Source organism: Janthinobacterium sp. GMG2, assembly GCF_033949445.1.
GTDB classification, from domain to species: Bacteria; Pseudomonadota; Gammaproteobacteria; order Burkholderiales; family Burkholderiaceae_D; genus Janthinobacterium; species Janthinobacterium aestuarii.
Window position 1 is genome coordinate 181,721 of the sequence record NZ_JAXAWA010000003.1, and the last position, 22,829, is coordinate 204,549.

Here is a 22,829-nt window from a genome sequence, read left to right on the forward strand (position 1 = left end):
TGCCTTTTTTTTCAGCAAACGAATTTCAGTAAAAATCAGCGGCGCTTGTCCTTTCCCCTTTCCAGTCCCGCCTTCAATACCGTCTTCCACCTGGCGCGCGCGGCAATGCGCTCGAGCGGCGTCTCGTCGATGCGGCGCGCGTCGCGCAGCAGCTTGTGATAATTGCGCAGGCGGTCCCCATCGACGGCGCCGCGCACGGCGCAACCGGGTTCGCTCGCATGCCGGCAATCGCGGAACTGGCACGCCGCCGCCAGCGCCGCGATGTCGTCAAAGGTGGCCGCCAGGGTCTGCGCATCGGCATCGGCGCGCCAGCTGCGCAGCCCCGGCGTGTCGATGATGCAGGCGCCGCTGGCGCACAGGTGCAGCGAGCGGGCCGTCGTCGTGTGGCGGCCGCGCCCGTCGCCATGGCGCACGCCGTTGGTTGCCTGCTCCACCGCGCACAAGGTATTGGTCAGGCTGGACTTGCCGGCGCCCGATGAACCGAGCAGCACCAGGGTCTGGCCTGCACCCAACCACGGTTCCAGGATGGCCACGTCATACGCATGGCGCGTATCGATGGCAAACAGGGGCACGTGGGGCGGCAGGCGCTGTCTGAGCTGCGCCAGCTTGCCCGGCACGTCATCGGCCACATCGGCCTTGCTCAGCACCACCACGGGGCTGACCTGGGCCGCCAGCACGATGGCCAGATAGCGCTCCAGGCGGCGCGGATTGAAATCGTCGTCCAGTCCCATCACCAGCAGGGCCGTATCGACATTGCTGGCAAGCAGTTGGCGCCGGCCGTCATTGCCGCTCCGCGCGATCTGCGTGACTGGGGATAAGTGCGCCGTTATCCACAGCGTGCCGTGACCATCGGCTTCGGCGGCGACCCAGTCGCCCACCGTGAGGATGGTGTCGTGTTCCTGCAGTTCGTGCAGCAGGCGCGGCAGGATCTGCGCCGGCTGTTCCAGGATGCCGTCGTGCACGCCGATGCTGTCGCGGTGCACGGCGCAAACGCGCATCAGCTGCGCGGCGGGGGAAGAGATGTCGAGCTGGGTGGCTGCGCTGGCGATGGCCTGCTGCAGCCCGATACGGCGTAGTTGTGCAAAATCGAATGCGATCATGGTAGCGTGATTCCATATTCTGTCGTCCGCGTGCGGACGTGTAGCCTGCGCGTGCAGGCACCGCCAGTCGCGATGACTGGCACGAAAGAAGGGGAACGTCGGCTACGCGATCAGCGTATGGGGAAGTGCGGGCTAAAAATCTTAGCGGGGAAAAAACGGTGATCAGGCAGCCGACAGCACGGCAGTATCCGAATGGCGCATGTTGTCTACTCCTGTTGTGTGATGGAAAACACCAGTGTGCCAGCGGCCTGCGCCGCCGTCAACAGAGGGTGTGGCTTAGCTGCACATGCCGTAAGCCTGGCGCTCGGGGAAATAGCGGTACGTAAACGTGCGCACCGGATAGCGCTTGCCGCCGACGAGCATGTCGGGCATCGACAGATCGAAGCGCTGCGGCAGCTGGCGCGGCAGTTGCAACCGCAGGCGCCATTGCGTTTCCTTGCTGTTGCCGACGGCGGAAAACATGATGGGCAGCTGCTCGATGACGTCGACGATCTCCGCCTTCTGGTTCATGCCGCGCTGGTAAATGGTGAGTATCTTGGCTTGCGCGAAGGGCGGCTGTTTCGGTTCTTCCAGCAGGAAGGACAGGCGCGTAAAACTGGCTTGCGTACCGACGGGCAAAGTAAAAATCAGCGCCAGCTCCGTGCCGCCTTCCTTCAGGGTGACGGGCGGCGTGGCGTAGATGCTGATACCGCGCGGCAGCTCGAAACGCGAGCCCTCCGTCCACGTCTTGCACTCGGGCGTGGTGGCCTGGTACAGGCTGGGCGCCGTGTAGTCATCGCAGGCGGAAACCAGCAGCAGCAGGGGCAAGGCAAGGAGGGCGGAACGGCGCATGGGAGTCACGGTTGGGGAAATGAGCCGACAGTGTAAGCGATCCCCACGCGATCCACCAGCGACGCTAGGAATGCCCGGGCGGCGCACGCCGTATGGACTGCAGTTGGCAATGCGCGGCCTGCAGCGCCTCCTTGATGATGTCGAGCGCCAGTTGCGGCCGGGCCGCGCCGCACATGAAGATGTCGACGGCGGCAAAGCCGACCTCGGGCCAGGTATGCAGCGAGATGTGCGATTCGGCAAGCAGCAGCACGCCCGTGACGCCCTGGCCCGGGCCAAAGCTGTGGAAATGGCCGTGCAGCACTTGCGCGCCGGCCGCGATGGCGGCGTCGCGCAGCAGGCGCTCCAGCGCGGCGCAGTCGCGCAGAGCTTCTTGCGCGATGCCCGACAGGTCGGCCAGCAGATGGGTGCCCAGGGGCAGATGCGGTGTGGACGCCATGCTTATTTGTGGCTCCCGCCGCTGGATCCGCCGCCATAGCTGCCGCCGCCGCTGCCCGTGCGCGAACTCCAGCTGCTGCCGCTGCTGCTACCGGCCACCTTGAACATGCGCACCCAGTTGGCGGCCGTGACACTGAAGGTCACCATCAGGGCATAGATCACATATTTACTCATGGGGGATTCTTTGCATTCTTGTCGAGAAAAGCGGCGGGCAGGAACAGCGCCAGGCAGCCCAGCAAACTCCACATCAAGGTGCTGGAGAACGAGACGAACATCGGGATCGCGTTCAAGACCAGCACGATGACGATGAAGACCTTGGCGATGCCGCGGTGGCTCAGCTGGATATTCCGCACCTGGTCGCCGCCATGGAAGGCGGCGCCAAACCAGGCGGCCATCTGGTCATAGGCGACGGGCACGGAGCGCGACCAGGTCATTTCCTCGCCGGTGATCTCCGCCGCCAGTTTGGTCTGTCCCTGTTCGAATTCATGGACATGCGTGCTGTCGCCGACGGCCACCTTCCAGTTGAAGGCGCCCGCCGCATACACAACCTGCGAGCCGTAGTCATACAGTTTTTGGTAGGTGGCGCCATCGAGCGTACAGGTATCGGCGTCCAGCGACGCCCAGTTGGGCCAGTTCGGCAGCACGTTCGAGCGCGACCAGCCATCGTCCGTCTCCACCAGCCAGAAGAAGCCGGCGCGCGCGTTGTACAGCAGGTATTCGTTCCACTCGCTGCCTTCGTCGTCGGCGCGGCGCATCATGCCGATGACCGTGAAGTCCACATTGCTGATCTTCGCGCTGGCGCCCAGTTCCAGGGAGATGTCGGCGTTGTCGTGCACTTGCTTGCCGATGGCCAGCACCTGCGCTTCCGGGCCGCTGGCGTCGAGCTGCGCGTGGCAGGCGGGGCACACCAGCTGCGCCGCCGCGCCGGGCACATAGTGGATGCCGTTGCCGCAGGAAGGGCAGTCGAGCGCATCGAGCTTGCCGCGGTACTTGCCGGCGCTCTTGGCGATGGCGTCGTCGTCGCGCAGCAACTGGCACTTCAAACTGTCCAGGGTGACGGCGACGCCCTGGTAGACGACCGGTTGCGGGCCATCCGTGTAGTCGAGCGTGACAAAGCTGGCGTAGTTGCGGAAGTCCGCCACCTGGATGCGCCAGCCGGCGCCCACCTTGAACGGCAATTCGCCCTGGCCGGCGATGCATTCGGCGTTGCGGATCTCGGCCGCCGTGTACGGCTCGCCGCAGATCGTGTAGCGCTTGCCCGGCGCCAACTCGCCAAAGACGGGTAAGGTATCTTGCGTGCTGCGTTCGCGGGTCAGGGTGTACAGGCCGGACGAGTCGCCCAGCCAGGCCGTGCTGGCGTCATCGAACAGCAGATACCACTCGTTCCACGTGCCGGCGCTGTAGCGCTGCTGGATGCGGCCGACGACCGTGAAGTGCACGCCATCGTGCACGCCGGCCGTGCCGATCTGGATCGGCGTATAGTCTTCCAGGACGGCCGACATCTTGCCCACGTCCCTGACGGCATCGGCGTCCTTGAGGATGGTGCTGTGGCAGTACTCGCAGACGGCGAGCACGGAAGCGTGCGAGCGGAAGCGGACTTCCGCGCCGCAGCTGGGACAGGAAACAGTTTGCATGCAGTCGCGCTTAGCCGATCAGTTTTTTCAGCAGTTCAGCCTTGGCGCCGTCGTAGTCGGCCGGCGAGATGAGACCCTTGTCGAGCAAGCCCTTGAGGTTTTCCAGGCGCGCCTCGATCGGTTCCTCCGCGGGGGCTGGCGGCGCCGCCGGCGCCGGTGCCTGCTGCTGCAGCGTACCGCCCATGCTTTGCGCCATCACCTGGCCGATCGACAACCCGGCGCCCAGTCCCGCACCGATGCCGGCCATGCCGCCTTCGTTCTGCGCCGCCAGCGGGATCGCGTTGGCCACCTGGAATTTCGTGTAGCCGCTCATCTTGTCGGCACCCAGGCCGCCCTTCATGCCGGCCGAGATGCGTTCGTCGAGCGCCGCCTGCAATTCCTCGGGCAGGCTGATGCTGGCCACGTTGAATTCATCGAGGCCCACGCCATAGCGGGCAAACGCCTGCGCCAGGCCATCCTTGACTTCCTGCGCCATCAACGCCTGGTTGGCCGCCATGTCGAGGAAGGGGACGTTCGCGCCGCCCAGCGAGCTGGCCATGCTCGACATCAGAATACCGCGCAACTGGTCTTCCACCTCGTCGCGCGTATAGACTTCGCGCGTGCCGCTGATCTCGGTGAAGAAGGTGCGGGCGTCGGCGATGCGGTACGAATACATGCCGAAGGCGCGCACGCGGATCATGTCGAAATCCTTGTCGCGGATGGTGATTGGCTGCGGCGTGCCCCACTTGCGGCCCGTCTGCACGCGCGTGCTGAAGTAATACACGTCCGACTTGAAGGGCGAGTCGAACAGCTTGTCCCAGTTTTTCAGGTTGGTCAGCAGCGGTAAGGTCTGTGTCGTCAGCTTGTGCGTGCCGGGACCGAAGACGTCGGCGATCTTGCCTTCATTGACGAAGACGGCGACCTGCGATTCGCGCACATTCAGGATGGCGCCGTTCTGGATCTCGAAATCCTGCATGGGGAAGCGCCAGGCCAGCACGCCTTCCGTCTCTTCGTTCCACTGCAGTACGTCGATAAACTGCTTCTTGATAAAGCTGCCGAGGCTCATGATGAATGTCCTTGAAAAAGATAAAGCGGTGTCAGGAAATGCAGGCGGCGTTGATGGCGCCGATCGACAGGGCAATGGCGCCCAGCAGGCCGCCGAAAGCGCTGTTGTTCGATTCGATCTGGTCCTTCGACATGCGCAGCAGCCGCGTGGTCACCACATAGGCGAGCAATTGCACCACCATGGCGCCGAAGGCCCAGGCAAAGAATTGCTGGTAGTCGGCCGTGTGCATCAGGGACGAGGCGATGGTGGCGGAAAAGCCCAGCAGCGCGCCGCCCAGCGACAGGGCCGCCGCGTGGTTACCCTGGCGGATCAGCAGCACTTCGTTATACGGCGTGACGCGCGTGTAAATGATAAAAAAGGCAATCAGCAGCGCGGCGGCCAGTATAAGATGGATCAGATAGTTTAGGATGGCGGGCACGGCTTTCCTCGCAATGAGTATTTGATAACGTCAACGCATATTAGAACAAAAAAAAGTCCAATGAACAAAAAGATTCTGATTTTGTCCGTCTTCGTGGTTGCTTCCTGCGGACTCGCGTATGAACTGATCGCTGGCGCCATGTCCAGCTACCTGCTCGGCGACTCCATTCTGCAGTTTTCCACCATCATCGGCTGCTACCTGTTTGCCATGGGCGTAGGCGCGCACTTTTCCAAGTACGTGAAGGACGACGACGTGCTCTCGCGCTTTGTCGACATTGAACTGGCCGTGGGCCTGATCGGCGGCCTGTCGGCCGCCATCCTGTTCATGACGTTTTCGTGGATGGCGGCGCCATTTCGCACCTTATTGTATGTGATGGTGTTCCTGATCGGCGCACTGGTCGGCATGGAAGTGCCGCTGGTGATGCGCGCCCTGAACACGCGCCAGACGGAATTTTCCGAACTGGTCAGCCGCGTGCTCACCTTCGATTACTTGGGCGCGCTGGCCGTTTCCCTGCTGTTCCCGCTGGTGCTGTCACCGTATCTGGGCCTGGTGCGCACGGGCTTTTTGTTCGGCATGCTCAACGTGGGCGTGGGCCTGTGGAGCATCTATGTCTTCCGCGCGGAACTGAAGAACCTCACGGGGCGCTTGCTGCGCGCCTGCGCCGTGATGCTGCTGCTGATCGCCGGCTTTGCCATGTCCGACCGCATGGTGGCCTGGGGAGAACATGGCCTGTTCGGCGACCAGATCGTGTATTCCACCACCACGCCCTACCAGCGCCTGGTGATCACGCGCTGGAAGGACGATACGCGGCTGTACATCAATGGCAATTTGCAGTTTTCCTCGCGCGACGAGTACCGCTACCACGAGGCGCTCGTGCATCCGGTGCTGGAAGCGCTGCCGTGGGCGCGCCGCGTGCTGGTGCTGGGCGGCGGCGATGGTCTGGCCCTGCGCGAAATCCTCCGTTATCCACAGATCGAACACGTCACCGTGGTCGACCTCGACCCCGCCATGACGGCCGCGTTTACCACGCGCCCGGAACTGGCGAAGCTGAATAACAATTCGTTCTCGGACAAGCGCGTCACCGTCGTCAATGCCGATGCCGCCGTCTGGCTGCGCAACAACGGCGACATGTTCGATGCGGCCATCGTCGATTTCCCCGACCCATCCAGCTTCGCGCTCGGCAAACTGTATTCGGTGCCATTTTACGACCTGGTGAAAAAGCACCTGGCCGCCAAGGGCTTGATGGTGGTGCAATCGACGTCGCCGTTCTTTGCGCCGCACGCCTACTGGACCATCAATTCGACCCTGCGCGAAGTGGGCATGCGCACCTGGCCCTACCACGCCTACGTGCCCTCGTTCGGCGAATGGGGTTTTATCCTCGCCTCGCCGCAACTCGACTACACACCGCCGACGAAATACCGCCTGCCCATGCGCTACCTGAATGCGGACACGACGCGCGAGATGTTCATCTTCCCGCCCGACATGCAGCCGCTGCCGATGGCGCCGAACCGCCTGAACACCCAGTCGCTCGTGCATGAATTCGAGCAGGACTGGAACCGGGTGATCCGCTGATGCAGCGCCGTTCCTTCATGCTGTGGGCCGCCGGCGGCACGGCGGCGGCCGCCGCTGGCATCGGCAGCATCGCCGCCTATCTGCGCTGGCAGGAAATCACGTCCAGGGTGCTGTACCCGGGCCGCAGCGAGGGCCACTATTTGCGTGAGCTGCTGCGCGAGCGCAAGGCGCTGCCGGCGCCCTCGGCAACCATCACCACCGACGTGGCCATCCTCGGCTCGGGCATCGCCGGCCTGACGGCCGCCTGGCGGCTGAATAAACTGGGGCACAAGGATTTCCTCATGGTCGATGGCCCGCAGCCGTATGGCAACGCGGCCGGCGGCCACTTCGGCGATCTCGCTTATCCCACGGGGGGCCATTACCTGCCGCTGCCGTCGCCCGAATCGACGCATGTGCGCGAGATATTGTTCGACCTGGGTATCATCGAGCGCGATCCGCAGGCGGAAAAGCCCACTTACGACGAGCGCTACATCCTGCATGCGCCGGAAGAGCGCTTGCTGTTCAACGGCCAGTGGCAGGATGGCTTCATTCCCACCGAAGGCATCTCCGCCGAGGAGCTGGCGCAGCACGAGCGCTTCTTTGCCGACGTGCGGCGCCTGCGCCAGGCGCATGGCAACGACGGCAAGCGCGTCTTCGTTTTTCCTACCGTGGAATCGTCGCAAGACCCGGCCTGGCAGGCGCTCGATACCATCACCTTGAAACAGTGGATGGAGTGCGAGGGATACACCTCGCCCACCTTGCACTGGTATCTGAATTACTGCTGCCGCGACGACTACGGCACGCGCTACGACCAGGTCTCGGCCTGGGCCGGCCTGCATTACTATTGCAGCCGCTGGGGTCAGGCGGCCAACGCGGGCAATGGCGCCTGGCTGACCTGGCCGGGCGGCATGCAGCCGGTCGCCACGGCCATGGAGCAGGCCTCAGGTGTCCAACGCCATGCGGGTACGGTGGTTTCCCTCACGACGACGGCCAGCGGCGTGGAGGCGCTGTGCCTGGAACTGGTCGATGGCCAGCCGCGCACCTACCTGGTCAAGGCGCGCAAGGCCATCTGCGCCATGCCGCTGTATGTCGCGGCGCGCGTGGTGGACAACATCGCCGCCTATGGCTTCGACGCGAAACGCGACACGCCCGCGTATGCGCCGTGGATGGTGGCCAATTTCCTGCTCAAGCGTTTTCCTGACGAACTGCCGCACGCACCGCTGTGCTGGGACAACGTCGTGTACCAGGAGCCTGGCCTCGGCTATGTCGTCTCCACGCACCAGGACATCCGCGTGCGCCCGCCCGAGAAAACCGTTTTCAGCGCCTACGTGGCCTTATCTGACCGCACACCGCAGCAAGCGCGCAAGTGGCTCGATACGGCTAGCCCCGAAGAATTGCTGGCGCTGGCCAGCGTCGATTTGAAGACGGCGTACGGGCGCGATTTCGCCAGCTGCGTCGAACGCGTCGACATCACCGTGCGCGGCCACGCCATGGCCGCGCCGTTGCCGGGATTTCGCAGCAATGCGGGGCTCAAAGCCTTGCGCGAACACGATGGGGCGATCCTGTTCGCGCATGCCGATCTGTCGGGCTTTTCCGTATTTGAAGAGGCCGCGTGGTGGGGCGACCGTGCGGCGCGGCTGGCGATCACATAAATGAAAAAGGCCGGCGCAAGCGCCGGCCAGAGCCCCCTAAGGCTCGAACCTGTGCTTCCTTGTTCTTCTCATTTATTTTTATTAATGACGTCGATGAACACGGCCGCCAGCAGCACCAGGCCCTTGATCACCTGCTGGTAGTCGATACCGATGCCCATGATGGACATGCCGTTGTTCATCACGCCCATGATGAAGGCGCCGATGACGGCGCCCATCACCTTGCCCACGCCGCCCGAAGCCGAGGCGCCGCCGATGAAGCAGGCGGCGATCACGTCCAGTTCGAAGCCCGTGCCCGCCTTTGGCGTGGCCGTGTTCAGGCGCGCCGCGAAGATCAGGCCGGCCAGGGCGGCCAGCATGCCCATGTTGACGAAGGTGTAGAAGCTGACCCGTTCCGTCTTGATGCCGGACAGGCGCGCCGCCTTCTCGTTGCCGCCCACGGCATACACGCGGCGGCCCAGCACGGTGCGGTTGGTAATGAAGGTGTAGGCGACGATGAGCAGCGACATCACGGCCAGCACGTTGGGAAAGCCGCGGTACGACGCCAGCAGATAGCTGAAATACACCATCACGGCGGCGAAGACCGCGTTTTTCAGCAGGAAGAAGGCGCGCGGCTCGTTTTCCATGCCGTGCTTCAGTTGCTTGGCGCGGCTGCGCAGCGAGGTGAAGATCAGCGCCGCGGCGGCGATCACGCCCAGCAGCAGCGACAGGCCGCGCAGGTTCTCGCCGCCGAACGGGTCGGGCAGGAAGCCGGAGCTGAGCATCTGGAAGCCTTCAGGGAAGGGGCCGACCGACTGGCCTGCCAGCAGCGCCAGGGTCAAGCCTTTGAAGACCAGCATGCCGGCCAGGGTGACGATGAAGGACGGGATCTTGAAGAAGGCGACGAAATAGCCTTGCGCGCCGCCGATGACGGCGCCGGCCAGCAGGCAGAGGATGCTGGCGGCGACAAAATTCATGTTGTAGTTGACGATCAGGACGGCCGCCAGGGCGCCGACGAAGCCGACCACCGAGCCGACGGACAAATCGATATGGCCGGCCACGATGACCATCAGCATGCCCAGCGCCATGATGACGATGTAGCTGTTTTGCAGCACCAGGTTGGTCAGGTTCAGCGGCTGCATCAGGGTGCCGTCGGTCATGTACTGGAAAAAGCCCATGATGACGATCAGCGAAAGCAGCATGCCGTAGTCGCGCATATTGTTCTTCAAAAAGCCGGCATAGCTTTTCGCTTGCGGCGCGGCCGCTGGCGCCGCTGCTGCCGGCGCGCCTGCTGTCAATTTATTGTCCATTGTTTTCTCCGTGTGTAACGATTGCGCGCATGATTCGCTCCTGCGATGCTTCTGCCGCGCTCAATTCCGCCGCAAAGCGGCCTTCGTTCATGACATAGATCCGGTCGCACATGCCCAGCAATTCCGGCATTTCCGACGAGATCATGATGATGCATTTGCCTTCGGCGGCCAGGTCGCTGATGATGCTGTAGATCTCGTACTTGGCGCCCACGTCGATGCCGCGGCTCGGTTCGTCGAGGATCAGCACGTCGGGGCGCGAAAACAGCCACTTCGCCAGCACCACTTTCTGCTGGTTGCCGCCGGACAGATTGACCACCTTCTGCGCCACGCTCGAGCAACGGGTCTTGAGCTTGCGGCGGAACTCCTCGGCCACGCTGAATTCACGCTGCTCGTCGATCACCATGTGCTTGGAAATCGCATCGAGGTTGGCCAGGCTGGTGTTCTTCTGGATGTCTTCCTCGAGGATCAGGCCCAGGCCCTTGCGGTCTTCCGTCACATACGCGAGGCCATGTGCGATCGCCTTGCCGATGGTGCTGACGTCGATTTCCTGCCCATTCTTGAGCACCGTGCCGCTGATGCGCTGGCCGTAGGCGCGGCCGAAAATGCTCATCGCCAGTTCCGTGCGCCCGGAGCCCATCAGGCCGGCGATGCCGATGATCTCTCCCTTTTTCGCATGCATGTTGATGCCCTTGATGACGGGGCGGTCGGCATGCTCGGGGTGGAAGACGCGCCAGTCGCGCACTTCGAAAATGGTCTCGCCGATGGTGGGCGTGCGCGGCGGATAGCGGTCCGCCATTTCGCGTCCGACCATTTTTTCGATGATGCGGTCTTCGCTGACGGGTTCGATGCGGCAGTCGAAACTGTCGACCGTGTTCCCGTCGCGCAGCACCGTGATGGCATCGGCGACTCTTGAAATTTCATTGAGCTTGTGCGAGATCAGGATCGAGGCGATGCCCTGGGCTTTCAGGCCCAGCAGCAGGTCGAGCAGGGCCGCGCTGTCGCTTTCGTTCAGGCTGGCCGTCGGCTCGTCGAGGATCAAGAGCTTGACGTCCTTGCATAGCGCCTTGGCGATCTCGATCAGCTGCTGCTTGCCCACGCCCAGGTTGGTGATCAGGGTGTCCGGGGACTCTTTCAAGCCGACTTTGTGCAGCAGTTCGCGCGTCTTGCCTTGCGCGTATTCCCAGTCGATGACGCCCATGCTGGACGGTTCGTTGCCGAGGAAGATATTTTCGGCGATCGACAGCTGGGGCACCAGCGCCAGTTCCTGGTGGATGATGATGATACCGATTTCTTCGCTGTCCTTGATGCCGCGGAAGTGCCGCGTCTGGCCCAGGTAATCGATGTCGCCCGTATAGCTGCCATGGCCGTAGACGCCACTGAGCACTTTCATCAGGGTCGATTTGCCGGCGCCGTTTTCGCCGACGATGGCGTGGATCTCGCCGCTGCGTACCCGCAGGTTGACATTGTCGAGCGCAACGACGCCCGGGAATGTTTTGCGTATCCCGCGCATTTCCAGGATAGTGTTCGTCATATAACCTCTCTGGCACGGCCGCGCTGGTCGGCATCGGTCGTGCGGCAGTCTTGTTCTTGATAGTGCGTGAAGCGAAAGGCCCGGCAGGGCCGGGCCTTCAGTACCTTGGATGCTTATTTCACTTGCGCTTCCGTGTAGTAGCCGCTGCCGGTGACGAGCACCTGCTTCCAGTTCGCCTTGTCGACGGTGACCGGTTTCAACAGGTAGGACGGCACGACTTTCACGCCGTTGTTATAGGTCTTCGTATCGTTGACGGTCGGCGTTTTGCCGCTCATCATCGCGTCGACCATGTTGGCCGTGACCTTGGCCAGTTCGCGCGTGTCCTTGAACACGGTCGATGCCTGTTCGCCGCGGATGATCGATTTCACCGACGGGATTTCCGCATCCTGGCCCGTCACGACGGGGAACGGCTGCTTCGGCGTGCCGTAGCCGACGCCCTTGAGCGAGGACAGGATGCCGATGCTCAAGCCGTCATAGGGCGACAGCACCGCGTCGACGCGGGCATTGCCGTAGTAGGCGCTGAGCAGGTTGTCCATGCGCGCTTGCGCCACGGCGCCATCCCAGCGCAGGGTGGCGACCTTTTCCATGCCCATCTGCTTCGAGCGCACCACCAGCTTGCCGCTGTCGATGTAGGGTTTCAGCACCGACAGCGCGCCGTTGTAGAAGAAGTGCGCATTGTTGTCGTCGGCCGAGCCGCCGAACAGTTCGATATTGAACGGGCCCTTGCCTTCCTTGAGTTTCAGCGCCGATTCGATATAGCCCGCTTGCAGCACGCCGACCTGGAAGTTGTCGAAGGTGGCGTAGTAATCGATGTTTTTCGTGCCGCGGATCAAACGGTCATACGAGATGACCTTGATGCCCTTGTCGGCCGCTTTTTGTAATACGTTCGACAAGGTGGTGCCGTCGATGGCGGCGATCACCAGCACCTTGGCGCCCTTGGTGATCATGTTTTCCACCTGCGCCAGCTGGTTCGGGATATCGTCGTCGGCAAACTGCAAGTCCGTCTTGTAGCCGCGCTCCTTGAATACCTTAACCATGTTGTCGCCGTCGGCGATCCAGCGCATGGACGATTTGGTTGGCATCGAGATGCCGATTGCGCCCTTGTCTGCGGCGCTTGCCACGGGCATTACCGCCATGCCGGAGATGGCCAGCGCCAGGCTCGCGGTCAGCATTTTCATTGTTGTTTTCATTTCAGGTCTCCACCGTCTTCGATAGTTGAATGTGCCAGGGCCGTCGTCCAGTGGGCGGGCTCCGTGCGAATGGCCGATTGCAGGCCACGGCTGATACTAGTTTGTCCATCCATCCCTCACCAATCACTTTTTTCGCATTGCTGATATCCAAAACGATATCGATGGGTCAATTGATGCAATGCGCCATGGCACGCCTTTCCGCCTGCGCACAGGGCGGAAACGGGGGCTGGGTGGCGGCTTTTTTTGGTGCACTGCAATACCAATAATCATCATTCAATTTGGTGATTTTCGTAATTGCGGCGACACAGGGCGGCGCGCAGAATCGGTCCGAACTTGAACACCGGCCATCCCGTCACGACCTTTTGAAAGCTTGCCATGCAGCCGATTTCCCCCGCCTCTTTGTTGCCCGCCGACCTGGCGCAGGCCCTCCTTGTCGGCCGCATCTGGCGTGACGGCCCGTGCGTCGTCGCCGTGCGCGGCGGCGAAGTGGTCGACATCACGCAGACGGTGGCGACGGTGGCCGAGCTGTTCGAGCGCAGCGATGCGCTCGATATCATCCGCCATGCGCCCGGCATCGCGCTCGGACCCGTGCAGTCGTTGCTGGAGCAGGCGCTGGCCGCGCCGGCCGGCGAGCCGCTGCTGCTGGCGCCGTGCGACCTGCAGGCCGTCAAGGCGTGCGGCGTGACCTTCGCCGTCAGCCTGCTCGAACGGGTGATTGAGGAACAGGCGGGCGGCGACGCGGCGCGCGCGGCGAGCCTGCGCACCGCCCTGCAAATGACATTGGGCGGCGACCTGTCGGCATTGAAGCCTGGCTCGGACGCGGCGCAGCGCCTGAAGCAACAGCTGCAACAGCGCGGCGCCTGGTCGCAATACATGGAAGTGGGCATCGGCCCCGATGCGGAAGTGTTTACCAAGGCGCAGCCGATGTCGTCGGTCGGCTGCGGCGCGCAGGTGGGCTTGCTGCCATCGTCCGCCTGGAACAACCCGGAGCCCGAGATCGTCCTGGCCGTCAACAGCCGTGGCGAGGTGCTGGGGGCGACCTTGGGCAACGACGTCAACCTGCGCGACATCGAAGGGCGCAGCGCCCTCTTGCTGGGCAAGGCCAAGGATAACAACGGCTCCTGCGCCATCGGCCCCTTCATCCGCCTGTTCGACGAGCACTTCACGCTCGACACCGTGCGCGAGGCGGAAGTGTCGCTGCTGATCGAAGGCGCTGACGACGGCTTTGTGCTCGAAGGCGCCAGCTTCATGCGTGAGATCAGCCGCGACCCGCTCGACCTGGTGCGCCAGACGGCAGGCCAGTACCACCAGTATCCGGACGGCTTCATGCTGTTCCTCGGGACCATGTTCTCGCCCGTGAAGGACCGCGGCGCGCAGGGCGGCGGCTTTACGCACCACCTGGGCGACCGGGTGACGATTGCCAGCGCTGCGCTCGGCGCGCTGGTCAATGAAGTGCAGCGCTGCGATGCGATTGCCCCCTGGACGTTTGGCGTGCGCGCGCTATACCAGAACCTGGCCCAGCGCGGCTTGCTTTGATCCGATTATTTTAAAAAGAGAGACACCATGCAGCATGCAATCTATTCCAGCCTGGCCGGCAAGCGCGTCGTCATCACGGGCGGCGGCACCGGCATCGGTGTGGCCATCGTCGAGGCGTTCGCGCGCCAGGGCGCCCACGTCACCTTTCTCGATATCGCCCGCGAGGCGTCGCTGGCGCTGCAGGACAAGCTGGCCCACCTGCCGCAGCCGCCCGTTTTCCGCTATTGCGACCTGACGGACCTGGGCGCCCTGGCCGCCACCTTCGCCGAGATCGCACACAGCGCGGGCGCCACGGATATCCTCATCAACAACGCGGCCAATGACGACCGCCACGAACTGCAGGACGTCACGCCCGCCTACTGGGACGAGCGCATGGCCGTCAACCTGCGCCACCAGTATTTCTGCGCCCAGGCCGTGGCGCCGGCCATGCGCGCCAAGGGCAGCGGCGTGATTCTCAACCTGGGCTCGATTTCCTGGCACCTGGCGCAAGCGCGCCTGTCGATCTACATGACGGCCAAAGCCGGCATCGAGGGCTTGACGCGCGGCCTGGCGCGCGACCTGGGCGTCGACGGCATCCGCGTCAACTGCATCATTCCTGGCGCCGTGCGCACGCCGCGCCAGGAAAAGCTGTGGCATACGCCGGAAGCGGAAGCCGTGATCCTGCAGGGCCAATGCCTGCAGCTGCGCGTGGAGCCGGAAGACGTGGCGGCGCTGGCGCTGTTCCTCGCGTCGGACAACGCGGCCAAGTGCGCGGGACGCGAATACTATGTCGACGCAGGCTGGTACGGCGCATGAGTACCGCAGGCAAACCCCAGGCGCGGCGCTTCCGCTCGCAGGACTGGTTCGACAATCCCGACCACATCGACATGACGGCGCTGTACCTCGAGCGCTTCATGAACTATGGCATCACGGCCGAGGAGCTGCGTTCGGGCCGGCCCATCATCGGCATTGCGCAAAGCGGCAGCGATATCAGTCCCTGCAACCGCATCCATCTGGAACTGGCGCAGCGCGTGCGCGACGGCATCCGCGACGCGGGCGGCATCCCGATGGAGTTCCCGCTGCACCCGATCTTTGAAAACTGCCGCCGTCCCACGGCCGCGCTGGACCGCAACCTCGCGTATCTGGGCCTGGTGGAGATTTTGCACGGCTACCCGATCGACGCCGTGGTGCTGACGACGGGCTGCGACAAGACGACGCCGGCGCAATTGATGGCCGCCGCCACGGTGGACATTCCCGCCATCGTGCTGTCGGGCGGTCCCATGCTCGACGGCTGGATGGACGGCGAACTGGTCGGCTCCGGCGCGGCCATCTGGAAGGGCCGCCGCCAGCTGTCCGCCGGCTTGATCGACAACGACAAATTCCTGCAGATCGCGGCTGCCTCCGCGCCGTCGGCCGGTCATTGCAACACCATGGGCACGGCATCGACCATGAATGCGCTGGCGGAAGCCTTGGGCATGTCCCTGACGGGCTGCTCGGCCATTCCCGCGCCATACCGCGAACGGGGCCAGATCGCCTATGAAACGGGACGCCGCATCGTCGCCATGGCGCATGACGACGTGCGCCCGTCGTGCATTCTCACGCGCGAGGCGTTTTTGGACGCGATCATCGTCAACGCGGCCATCGGCGGCTCGACCAACGCCCAGCCGCACCTGATGGCCATGGCGCGCCATGCGGGCGTGGAACTGCATTCGAGCGACTGGATGGAACATGGCTACGACGTGCCGCTGCTGCTGAACATGCAGCCGGCCGGGAAGTATTTGGGCGAACGCTTCCACCGCGCTGGCGGCGTGCCGGCCGTGATGTGGGAGCTGCAGCAGGCGGGCTTGTTGCACGCGGACCGGTTGACGGTCACGGGTCAGACGATGGCGGCAAACCTGGCCGGACGCGAAAGTACTGATCGCGAGATGATCCGCCCGTTTGCCGCGCCGCTGAAGGAAAAGGCCGGTTTCATGGCCTTGCAGGGCAACCTGTTCGACTTCGCCATCATGAAGACCAGCGTGATCTCGCCCGCTTTCCGCGAGCGCTACCTGTCGCGTCCCGGCAGCGAAGGCGTGTTCGAGGCGCGCGCCATCGTCTTCGATGGTTCAAGCGACTACCACGCGCGCATCAACGACCCGGCGCTCAACATCGACGACAGCTGCATGCTGGTCATGCGCGGCGCAGGTCCCGTGGGCTGGCCCGGTTCGGCCGAAGTGGTCAACATGCAGCCGCCCGACGCCTTGCTCAAGGCCGGCATTCTGAACCTGCCGACCCTGGGCGACGGGCGCCAGTCGGGCACGTCGGACAGTCCTTCGATCCTGAACGCGTCGCCGGAAAGCGCCGTGGGCGGTGGCCTGGCGCTGCTGCGTACGGGTGACATCATCCGCGTGGACTTGCACGGCGGCCACTGCGACATGTTGGTCGATGCTGACGAACTGGCGCGCCGCGCGCAGGAACTGCCGCCGCCCGTCAACGACAGCGCCACGCCGTGGCAGGAAATCTACCGCGCCAGCGTGGGCCAGCTGGAAACGGGCGCCTGCATGGAGCTGGCCCTGAAATACCGCGCCGTGGGCCAGACCCTGCCGCGCCACAACCATTGATGTAGGTCGGGGTAGGTCGGGTTAGCGCTCCGCGCGTAAGCCGACACCACCACAGACATAAAATTTTTCAGCAGTACCCGCAGTTAAAAAACGTTGTTAATAAAATCCACAAGGAGACACACAATGAACAAGATCATCAGTGCAGCCATCATGACCGCCATGCTGGCATTGAGCAGCAGCGCCGCCCTGGCTGATGCGAAAAACCCGAAGATCGGCTTTTCCATCGACGACCTGCGCGTGGAGCGCTGGACGCGCGACCGTGATTTCTTCATCGCCGCCGCCGAGAAGCAGGGTGCCAAGGTCTTCGTGCAGTCGGCCGACGCCAGCGAGCAGCGCCAGATTTCGCAAATCGAAAACCTGATCTCGCGCGGCGTGGACGTGCTGGTGATCGTGCCGTTCAACGCCACTGTCCTCAACAACACCGTCAAGGAAGCGAAAAAGGCCGGCATCAAGGTGCTGTCGTATGACCGCCTGATCCTGAACGCCGATATCGACGCGTACATCTCGTTCGACAATGAGAAAGTGGGCGAGATGCAGGCCGAAGGCGTGACCAAGCTGCAGCCGAAGGGCAATTACTACCTGCTGGGCGGCTCGCCGACCGACAACAACGCCAAGATGCTGCGCGAAGGCCAGATGAAGGTATTGAAACCGTTCATCGACAAGGGCGACATCAAGATCGTCGGCCAGCAGTGGGTGAAGGACTGGAGCGCCACCGAAGCGTTGTCCATCGTGGAAAACGCGCTGACGGCCAACGGCAACAAGATCGACGCCATCGTCGCCTCGAACGACGGCACGGCAGGCGGCGCCATCCAGGCCCTGGCTGCGCAAAAACTGGCCGGCAAGGTGCCGGTCTCGGGCCAGGACGCCGATCTGGCGGCCGTGAAACGCGTCATCGCCGGCACGCAGTCGATGACCGTCTACAAACCGTTGAAAACCATCGCTGCGGAAGCGGCCAAGCTGGCCGTGCAACTGGCGCGCAATGAAAAGCCGGCTTACAACTCCAGCTATGACAACGGCCTGAAAAAGGTCAGCACGGTGCTGCTGAAACCAACGCCGCTGACCAAGGCGAATGTGAACATTCTCGTCGATGACGGTTTCTATTCCAAGGCGCAGCTGGGTAATTGATTACCCGCTTGATGTCGGCTTGCGCGCTGCGCGCTAAGCCGACCTACGATTGCCCGCATCGCCCGTTATCCGACAATCGCCGGCTCCGGAAACGCCGGTGGTGGTGTCGTCCGTCCGCATCGGCCGTAGGTCGGATTAGCGGCGCCATGGGCGCCGCGTAATCCGACATTTCCCCCGTATCCGCAACGAGAGTGAGCATGTCCGACTATCTGCTTGAAATGAAAGGCATCGTCAAACAGTTTGGCGGTGTCCGCGCGCTTGACGGCATCGACCTGCAGGTGCGGGCCGGCGAGTGCATCGGCTTGTGCGGCGAGAATGGCGCCGGCAAGTCGACCCTGATGAAGGTGCTGTCCGGCGTCTACCCGCACGGCACCTGGGATGGCGAGATCCTGTGGGATGGCCAGCCCCTGCGCGCGCAATCGATCCGCGACACGGAAGACGCGGGCATCATCATCATCCACCAGGAACTGATGCTGGTGCCGCAGCTGTCCGTGGCCGAGAATATCTTCATGGGCCGCGAGCTGACCCTGCCCGGCGGGCGCATGCACTACGCGGCCATGTACAAGCGCGCCGACGAGCTGCTGCGCGAACTGAAAATTCCCGAACTGAACGTGGCGCAGCCCGTGATGAATTACGGCGGCGGCCACCAGCAGCTGGTGGAAATCGCCAAGGCGCTCAACAAGAATGCGCGCCTGCTGATCCTCGACGAGCCGTCGTCGTCGCTGACGGCGTCGGAAATCGCCGTGCTGCTCGATATCCTGCGCGCGTTGAAGGCCAAGGGCGTCACCTGCATCTACATTTCGCACAAGCTCGATGAAGTGGCGGCCATTTGCGACACCATCGTCGTCATCCGCGATGGCAAGCATATCGCCACCACGCCGATGGCGCAGATGAACGTCGAGAGCATCATCGCGCAAATGGTGGGCCGTGAAATGAGCCAGCTGTATCCGCAGCGTGCGCAGCCGGCACCTATCGGCGAAGTGCTGTTCGAGGCGCGCCACGTGACCTGCATCGACGCCGACAACCCGCAGCGCAAGCGGGTCGACGATGTGTCGTTCACCCTGCGCAAGGGCGAGATCCTCGGCATCGCCGGCCTGGTGGGAGCGGGGCGCACGGAGCTCGTCTCGGCCCTGTTCGGCGCCTACCAGGGGCCGTGCCAGGCCGAAGTGTGGCTCGATGGCCGCAAGATCGATACCCGCTCGCCGCAAAAGGCCATCGCCATGGGCCTGGCCATGGTGCCGGAAGACCGCAAGCATCACGGCATCGTGCCCGACCTCGACGTGGGGCAGAACATCACCCTGGCCGTGCTGGAGGAATTCACGCGCGCCACGCGCATCGATGGCGAGGCGGAGTTGACGGCCGTGCGCGGCGAGATCGCGAAGCTGGAACTGAAGGCGGCCAGCCCGTCGCTGTCCATCACGAGCCTGTCGGGCGGCAACCAGCAAAAGGCCGTGCTGGCCAAGATGCTGCTGACGCGCCCGCGCGTGCTGATCCTCGACGAGCCTACGCGCGGCGTCGACGTGGGCGCCAAATATGAAATCTACAAATTGATGCTGGCGCTGGCCGACCAGGGCGTGGCCATCATCATGGTCTCGTCGGAACTGGCCGAAGTGCTGGGCGTGTCCGACCGCGTGCTGGTGATGGGCGAAGGCCGCCTGCGCGGCGATTTTATCAACGATGGCCTGAGCCAGGAAACCGTGCTGGCGGCAGCGCTCGACCAGCGCCCGGCGCCCGCCGCCAACACCGCAAACAAGGAACCCGCAGCATGAAACCGCACAGTATCAAACAGCTGTTCACCCAATACAAAATGCTGGCCCTGCTGATCGCCGTGGCGCTGATCTGGGCCTTCTTTTCGTGGAAGACGGAGGGCAGTTTCCTCACGCCGCGCAACCTGTCTAACCTCCTGCGCCAAATGTCCGTCACCGGCATCCTCGCCTGCGGCATGGTGCTGGTGATTATCGCCGGCGAGATCGACCTGTCGATCGGCTCCCTGCTGGGGCTGCTCGGCGGCATCGCCGCCGTGCTGGACGTCACGCAGCACTGGCCGCTGGCGCTGAACCTGGCGGCCGTACTCGGCTGCGGCCTGGTGATCGGCCTCTTGAATGGCTACCTGACGGCGTACCGGGGCATCCCGTCCTTCATCGTCGGGCTGGGCGGCATGCTCGCGTACCGCGGCATCCTGCTGGGCATCACGGGCGGCATCACGATCGCGCCCGTCTCCGAGCCGATGGTCTACCTGGGGCAGGGCTACCTGCCTGCGGTGCCCGGCATCGTGCTGGGTATCGGCCTGTTCCTGCTGGCCGCCTTCCTGACGTGGCGCGCGCGCGCCAGCCGTGCCCAGCATGGCTTGCCGCAGACGGCGCCCTGGGCCGACGGCTTGCGCCTGGCCGTCATCGGCGCCGTGCTGTATGCCTTCGTACAAACCCTGAACGGCTATGAAGGCATCCCGCTGCCCGTGCTGTTGCTGCTGGCCTTGCTGGGACTGTTCAGCTACATCACGAGCCAGACCGTGTTTGGCCGGCGCATCTATGCCGTCGGCAGCAATATGGAAGCGACGCGCCTGTCCGGCATCAACGTAAAAGCCGTCAAGCTGTGGATCTTCGGCATCATGGGCCTGATGTGCGCGCTGGCTGGCCTGATCAATACGGGCCGACTGGCCGCAGGTTCGCCATCGGCCGGCACCTTCAGCGAACTCGATGCGATTGCCGCCTGCTTCATCGGCGGCACTTCGATGCGCGGCGGCTCGGGCACCGTGTACGGCGCCCTGATCGGCGCGCTGGTCATGGCCAGTCTCGATAACGGCATGTCCATGCTGGACGTGGACACCTACTGGCAGATGATCGTGAAAGGCAGTATCCTCACCCTCGCCGTGTGGGTCGATGTCAGCACGCGAGCAGGGCGCCGTTAGCCGTGAAACGATCTGGCACGGGAGGAGACACCATGAAGATGCCGACCGCGCACCGGATCGCGCTGCTGTTTAACGGGAATAAGATCTACGACCGCGACATCATCGCGGGTATCGCCGCCTACCTGAACACGACGCGCGTGTCGTGGGACCTGTTCCTGGAAGAGGACTTTCGCTGCCGCCTGCCCGGCATCGAGCGCTGGCAGGGCGACGGCATCATCGCCGATTTCGACGATCCCGCCGTCTGCGAGGCGCTGGCGCACAGCCGCCTGCCCGTGGTGGCCGTGGGCGGCTCGTATGCGCGCTCCGAGGATTACCCGGCCGGCATCCCGTATGTGGCGACCGACAATTTCAAGATCGTCAAGCTGGCCTATGAACACCTGGTGGAAGCGGGCTTGAGCCGCTTTGCCTGTTTCAGCCTGCCCGAGGCCGACGTCAACCGCTGGGCGCAGGAGCGCGAAACGGCGTTTTGCGCCTTGATGGAGCGCGACCACATGCGCGCCGACGTGTACCGGGGTGTCGCCACCAGCGCACCGTCGTGGGACGAGGCGGTGGAGCAGCAGATCGCCTGGCTCAACAGCCTGGAAAAACCCGTCGGCATCATCGCCGTCAGCGACGCGCGCGCGCGCCAGCTGCTGCAAGCGTGCATGCACGCGGGCATCGCCGTGCCGGAGCAGGTGGCTTTGATCGGCATCGACAACGACCCGCTGGCGCGCATGCTCACGCGTATTCCCTTGAGTTCCGTGATCCAGGGCACGGAGGAAATGGGCCGCACGGCCGCGCATCTGCTGCATCAGATGTTGAATGGCGCGCGCCTGTCCGGCACGCGCATCCTCGTGCCGCCGGCCGGCCTGAACGTGCTCGCGTCCACGCGCCACCAGCCTTTCCAGCATCCGCAGGTGATGCAGGCGCGCCATTTTATTCGCCAGTACGCTTGCCAGGGCATCAAGACGGAGCAGGTGGCCGATTACGTGGGCGTGTCGCGCTCCTCGCTCGAAGCGCACTTCCGCCACGAGCTGGGGCGCAGCGTGCACGACGAGATCCTGCATTTCAAGCTCGATGCGGCCAAGACCCTGCTGGCGCGCGGACCGGGGCAGGTGGCCGAGGTGGCCGTGCGTTGCGGCTTTACCACGGTGCAGTACATGCATGCCGTCTTCAAGCGCGAACTCGGTTGCACGCCGCGCGAATTCCAGCAGCGCAGCCGGCCGCCGCCAGCCCCCGGGCAGGCGCCATGATGCATCTGCTGCGCAATGCGCGCGGCATGCGCGTGGCCATCGACGCGCACGATGCCAGCGTGCGGGCCTGGTGGGCGCCCGACCGCTATGGCCGCCTGGCCGATGTGCTGGGCGCAGCGCCCCTTGCGGCGCGCTCGTCCACGGCCTGGCAGTGCGCGCCGCCGGACGACGGCCACTTGCTGCTGCACCTGGCGCACGACGGCCTGTCGGTGCGCCTGGCCTACCGGCTCGACGAGGATGGCAGCCTGCACCTCGATTGCGTCGCCACGGCCGAGACGGTTTCCCGTTTTGCGCTGGCCGCGCCCCTGTTCAATCTGCAGGGCGGCCGCGCGGCCGTGGGTGACCATGTGCTGCGCCTGGCCGCCGACCGCTACTGGCCCGGCGGCCACGCGTGCAGCGCTCCGCTCGACGTGGCGGGCAGCGCGTTTGACTTCCGCCAGCCGGCGCCGCTCGCTTCACGCCTGGCCTGGCCCGCGCTCGTGCACTTGCCGGGATTCCGGCATGACTTTTACTGGACGGGCAGCGGCCAGCTGCGCGAGGCGGCGCGGGTGGCGGACCCCGCTTCCGGCCGGGTCCTGCGTTTTTCCAGCACCCAGGACAGTTGCCATTTGTATTCCGATGCGCGCTGTTTTTCCCTGCTGGCGCAGGGTGTGCAATTGCAGCCGGGACAAGTGAGGCGCTTCAATCTTGCCTACCGTTTGGGCGTGCAGGATATCGATGCGTTTGACATATCCGAACCGGTATCAATGATGTCAAATAAGTGATTGGTCAGATAT

20 protein-coding genes are annotated in these 22,829 nt (G+C 63.9%); 10 read left to right on the forward strand and 10 right to left on the reverse strand.

The window, feature by feature from the left end; genetic code table 11:
• Positions 1-35 precede the first annotated feature (35 nt).
• The 7 genes from rsgA to SKZ59_RS12900 form a co-directional block, all read right to left on the reverse strand.
• Complete coding sequence (gene rsgA, locus SKZ59_RS12870; RefSeq protein WP_319992005.1) at positions 36-1,100, reverse strand: ribosome small subunit-dependent GTPase A; 1,065 nt, start codon at positions 1,098-1,100, stop codon at positions 36-38.
• Between the two features lie 276 nt (positions 1,101-1,376).
• Complete coding sequence (locus SKZ59_RS12875) at positions 1,377-1,931, reverse strand: hypothetical protein (protein WP_034752711.1); 555 nt, start codon at positions 1,929-1,931, stop codon at positions 1,377-1,379.
• A 64-nt stretch (positions 1,932-1,995) separates the two neighbouring features.
• Positions 1,996-2,367 carry an adenosylmethionine decarboxylase gene (speD, locus tag SKZ59_RS12880; protein WP_319992006.1) on the reverse strand — a complete coding sequence of 124 codons (372 nt, stop codon included), beginning with the start codon at positions 2,365-2,367 and terminating at the stop codon, positions 1,996-1,998.
• A 2-nt stretch (positions 2,368-2,369) separates the two neighbouring features.
• Positions 2,370-2,540 (reverse strand): hypothetical protein, encoded by a 171-nt coding sequence (locus SKZ59_RS12885; protein ID WP_157814714.1) that lies wholly within the window; start codon positions 2,538-2,540, stop codon positions 2,370-2,372.
• On the reverse strand, positions 2,537-4,000 hold the full coding sequence (locus SKZ59_RS12890; protein ID WP_319992007.1) for a DUF4178 domain-containing protein: 1,464 nt from the start codon (positions 3,998-4,000) through the stop codon (positions 2,537-2,539). The genes SKZ59_RS12885 and SKZ59_RS12890 overlap by 4 nt, the downstream gene beginning before the upstream one ends.
• Before the next feature lie 10 nt (positions 4,001-4,010).
• Positions 4,011-5,045 (reverse strand): SPFH domain-containing protein, encoded by a 1,035-nt coding sequence (locus SKZ59_RS12895; RefSeq protein WP_319992008.1) that lies wholly within the window; start codon positions 5,043-5,045, stop codon positions 4,011-4,013.
• A 31-nt stretch (positions 5,046-5,076) separates the two neighbouring features.
• Positions 5,077-5,463, reverse strand: a complete 387-nt coding sequence (locus SKZ59_RS12900; protein WP_034752720.1) for a DUF350 domain-containing protein — start codon at positions 5,461-5,463, stop codon at positions 5,077-5,079.
• A 60-nt stretch (positions 5,464-5,523) separates the two neighbouring features.
• Here SKZ59_RS12900 and SKZ59_RS12905 point away from each other — a divergent pair, with 60 nt between their 5' ends.
• Both SKZ59_RS12905 and SKZ59_RS12910 read left to right on the forward strand, forming a co-directional pair.
• Entirely contained in the window at positions 5,524-7,035 is a 1,512-nt protein-coding gene (locus SKZ59_RS12905) for a polyamine aminopropyltransferase (RefSeq protein ID WP_413774550.1), read from the forward strand.
• The gene (locus SKZ59_RS12910; protein WP_319992009.1) at positions 7,035-8,666 is read left to right on the forward strand and encodes an NAD(P)-binding protein; all 1,632 of its coding nucleotides are present in this window, start codon (positions 7,035-7,037) and stop codon (positions 8,664-8,666) included. Before SKZ59_RS12905 ends, SKZ59_RS12910 begins: the two co-directional genes overlap by 1 nt.
• 68 nt (positions 8,667-8,734) lie before the next feature.
• On the opposite strand, the gene mmsB is transcribed toward SKZ59_RS12910, so the two are convergent.
• The 3 genes from mmsB to chvE form a co-directional block, all read right to left on the reverse strand.
• Positions 8,735-9,952, reverse strand: a complete 1,218-nt coding sequence (gene mmsB / locus SKZ59_RS12915) for a multiple monosaccharide ABC transporter permease (protein WP_034752728.1) — start codon at positions 9,950-9,952, stop codon at positions 8,735-8,737.
• Entirely contained in the window at positions 9,942-11,483 is a 1,542-nt protein-coding gene (mmsA, locus tag SKZ59_RS12920; RefSeq protein ID WP_319992010.1) for a multiple monosaccharide ABC transporter ATP-binding protein, read from the reverse strand. The genes mmsB and mmsA overlap by 11 nt, the downstream gene beginning before the upstream one ends.
• Positions 11,484-11,596: 113 nt before the next feature.
• Complete coding sequence (gene chvE / locus SKZ59_RS12925; RefSeq protein ID WP_223278970.1) at positions 11,597-12,619, reverse strand: multiple monosaccharide ABC transporter substrate-binding protein; 1,023 nt, start codon at positions 12,617-12,619, stop codon at positions 11,597-11,599.
• Positions 12,620-13,048: 429 nt separating this feature from the next.
• Between chvE and SKZ59_RS12930 the strand changes: the two genes are divergently transcribed.
• From SKZ59_RS12930 to SKZ59_RS12965, 8 genes are all read left to right on the forward strand, one after another.
• Positions 13,049-14,209 (forward strand): fumarylacetoacetate hydrolase family protein, encoded by a 1,161-nt coding sequence (locus tag SKZ59_RS12930; protein WP_319992011.1) that lies wholly within the window; start codon positions 13,049-13,051, stop codon positions 14,207-14,209.
• Between the two features lie 27 nt (positions 14,210-14,236).
• Complete coding sequence (locus tag SKZ59_RS12935) at positions 14,237-15,004, forward strand: SDR family NAD(P)-dependent oxidoreductase (protein WP_070303241.1); 768 nt, start codon at positions 14,237-14,239, stop codon at positions 15,002-15,004.
• On the forward strand, positions 15,001-16,788 hold the full coding sequence (locus tag SKZ59_RS12940) for an IlvD/Edd family dehydratase (protein WP_319992012.1): 1,788 nt from the start codon (positions 15,001-15,003) through the stop codon (positions 16,786-16,788). Before SKZ59_RS12935 ends, SKZ59_RS12940 begins: the two co-directional genes overlap by 4 nt.
• Before the next feature lie 150 nt (positions 16,789-16,938).
• A complete protein-coding gene (gene xylF, locus SKZ59_RS12945) occupies positions 16,939-17,913 on the forward strand; it encodes a D-xylose ABC transporter substrate-binding protein (protein ID WP_413774558.1) in 975 nt (324 codons plus the stop codon).
• A gap of 197 nt (positions 17,914-18,110) precedes the next feature.
• A complete protein-coding gene (gene xylG / locus SKZ59_RS12950) occupies positions 18,111-19,682 on the forward strand; it encodes a D-xylose ABC transporter ATP-binding protein (protein ID WP_319992014.1) in 1,572 nt (523 codons plus the stop codon).
• Positions 19,679-20,821, forward strand: coding sequence for a sugar ABC transporter permease (locus SKZ59_RS12955; RefSeq protein WP_034783811.1), 1,143 nt, complete (start codon positions 19,679-19,681; stop codon positions 20,819-20,821). The genes xylG and SKZ59_RS12955 overlap by 4 nt, the downstream gene beginning before the upstream one ends.
• Positions 20,822-20,853: 32 nt before the next feature.
• Positions 20,854-22,053, forward strand: a complete 1,200-nt coding sequence (locus SKZ59_RS12960; RefSeq protein ID WP_319992015.1) for a DNA-binding transcriptional regulator — start codon at positions 20,854-20,856, stop codon at positions 22,051-22,053.
• The gene (locus tag SKZ59_RS12965; RefSeq protein ID WP_319992016.1) at positions 22,050-22,817 is read left to right on the forward strand and encodes a hypothetical protein; all 768 of its coding nucleotides are present in this window, start codon (positions 22,050-22,052) and stop codon (positions 22,815-22,817) included. Before SKZ59_RS12960 ends, SKZ59_RS12965 begins: the two co-directional genes overlap by 4 nt.
• Positions 22,818-22,829 lie beyond the last annotated feature (12 nt).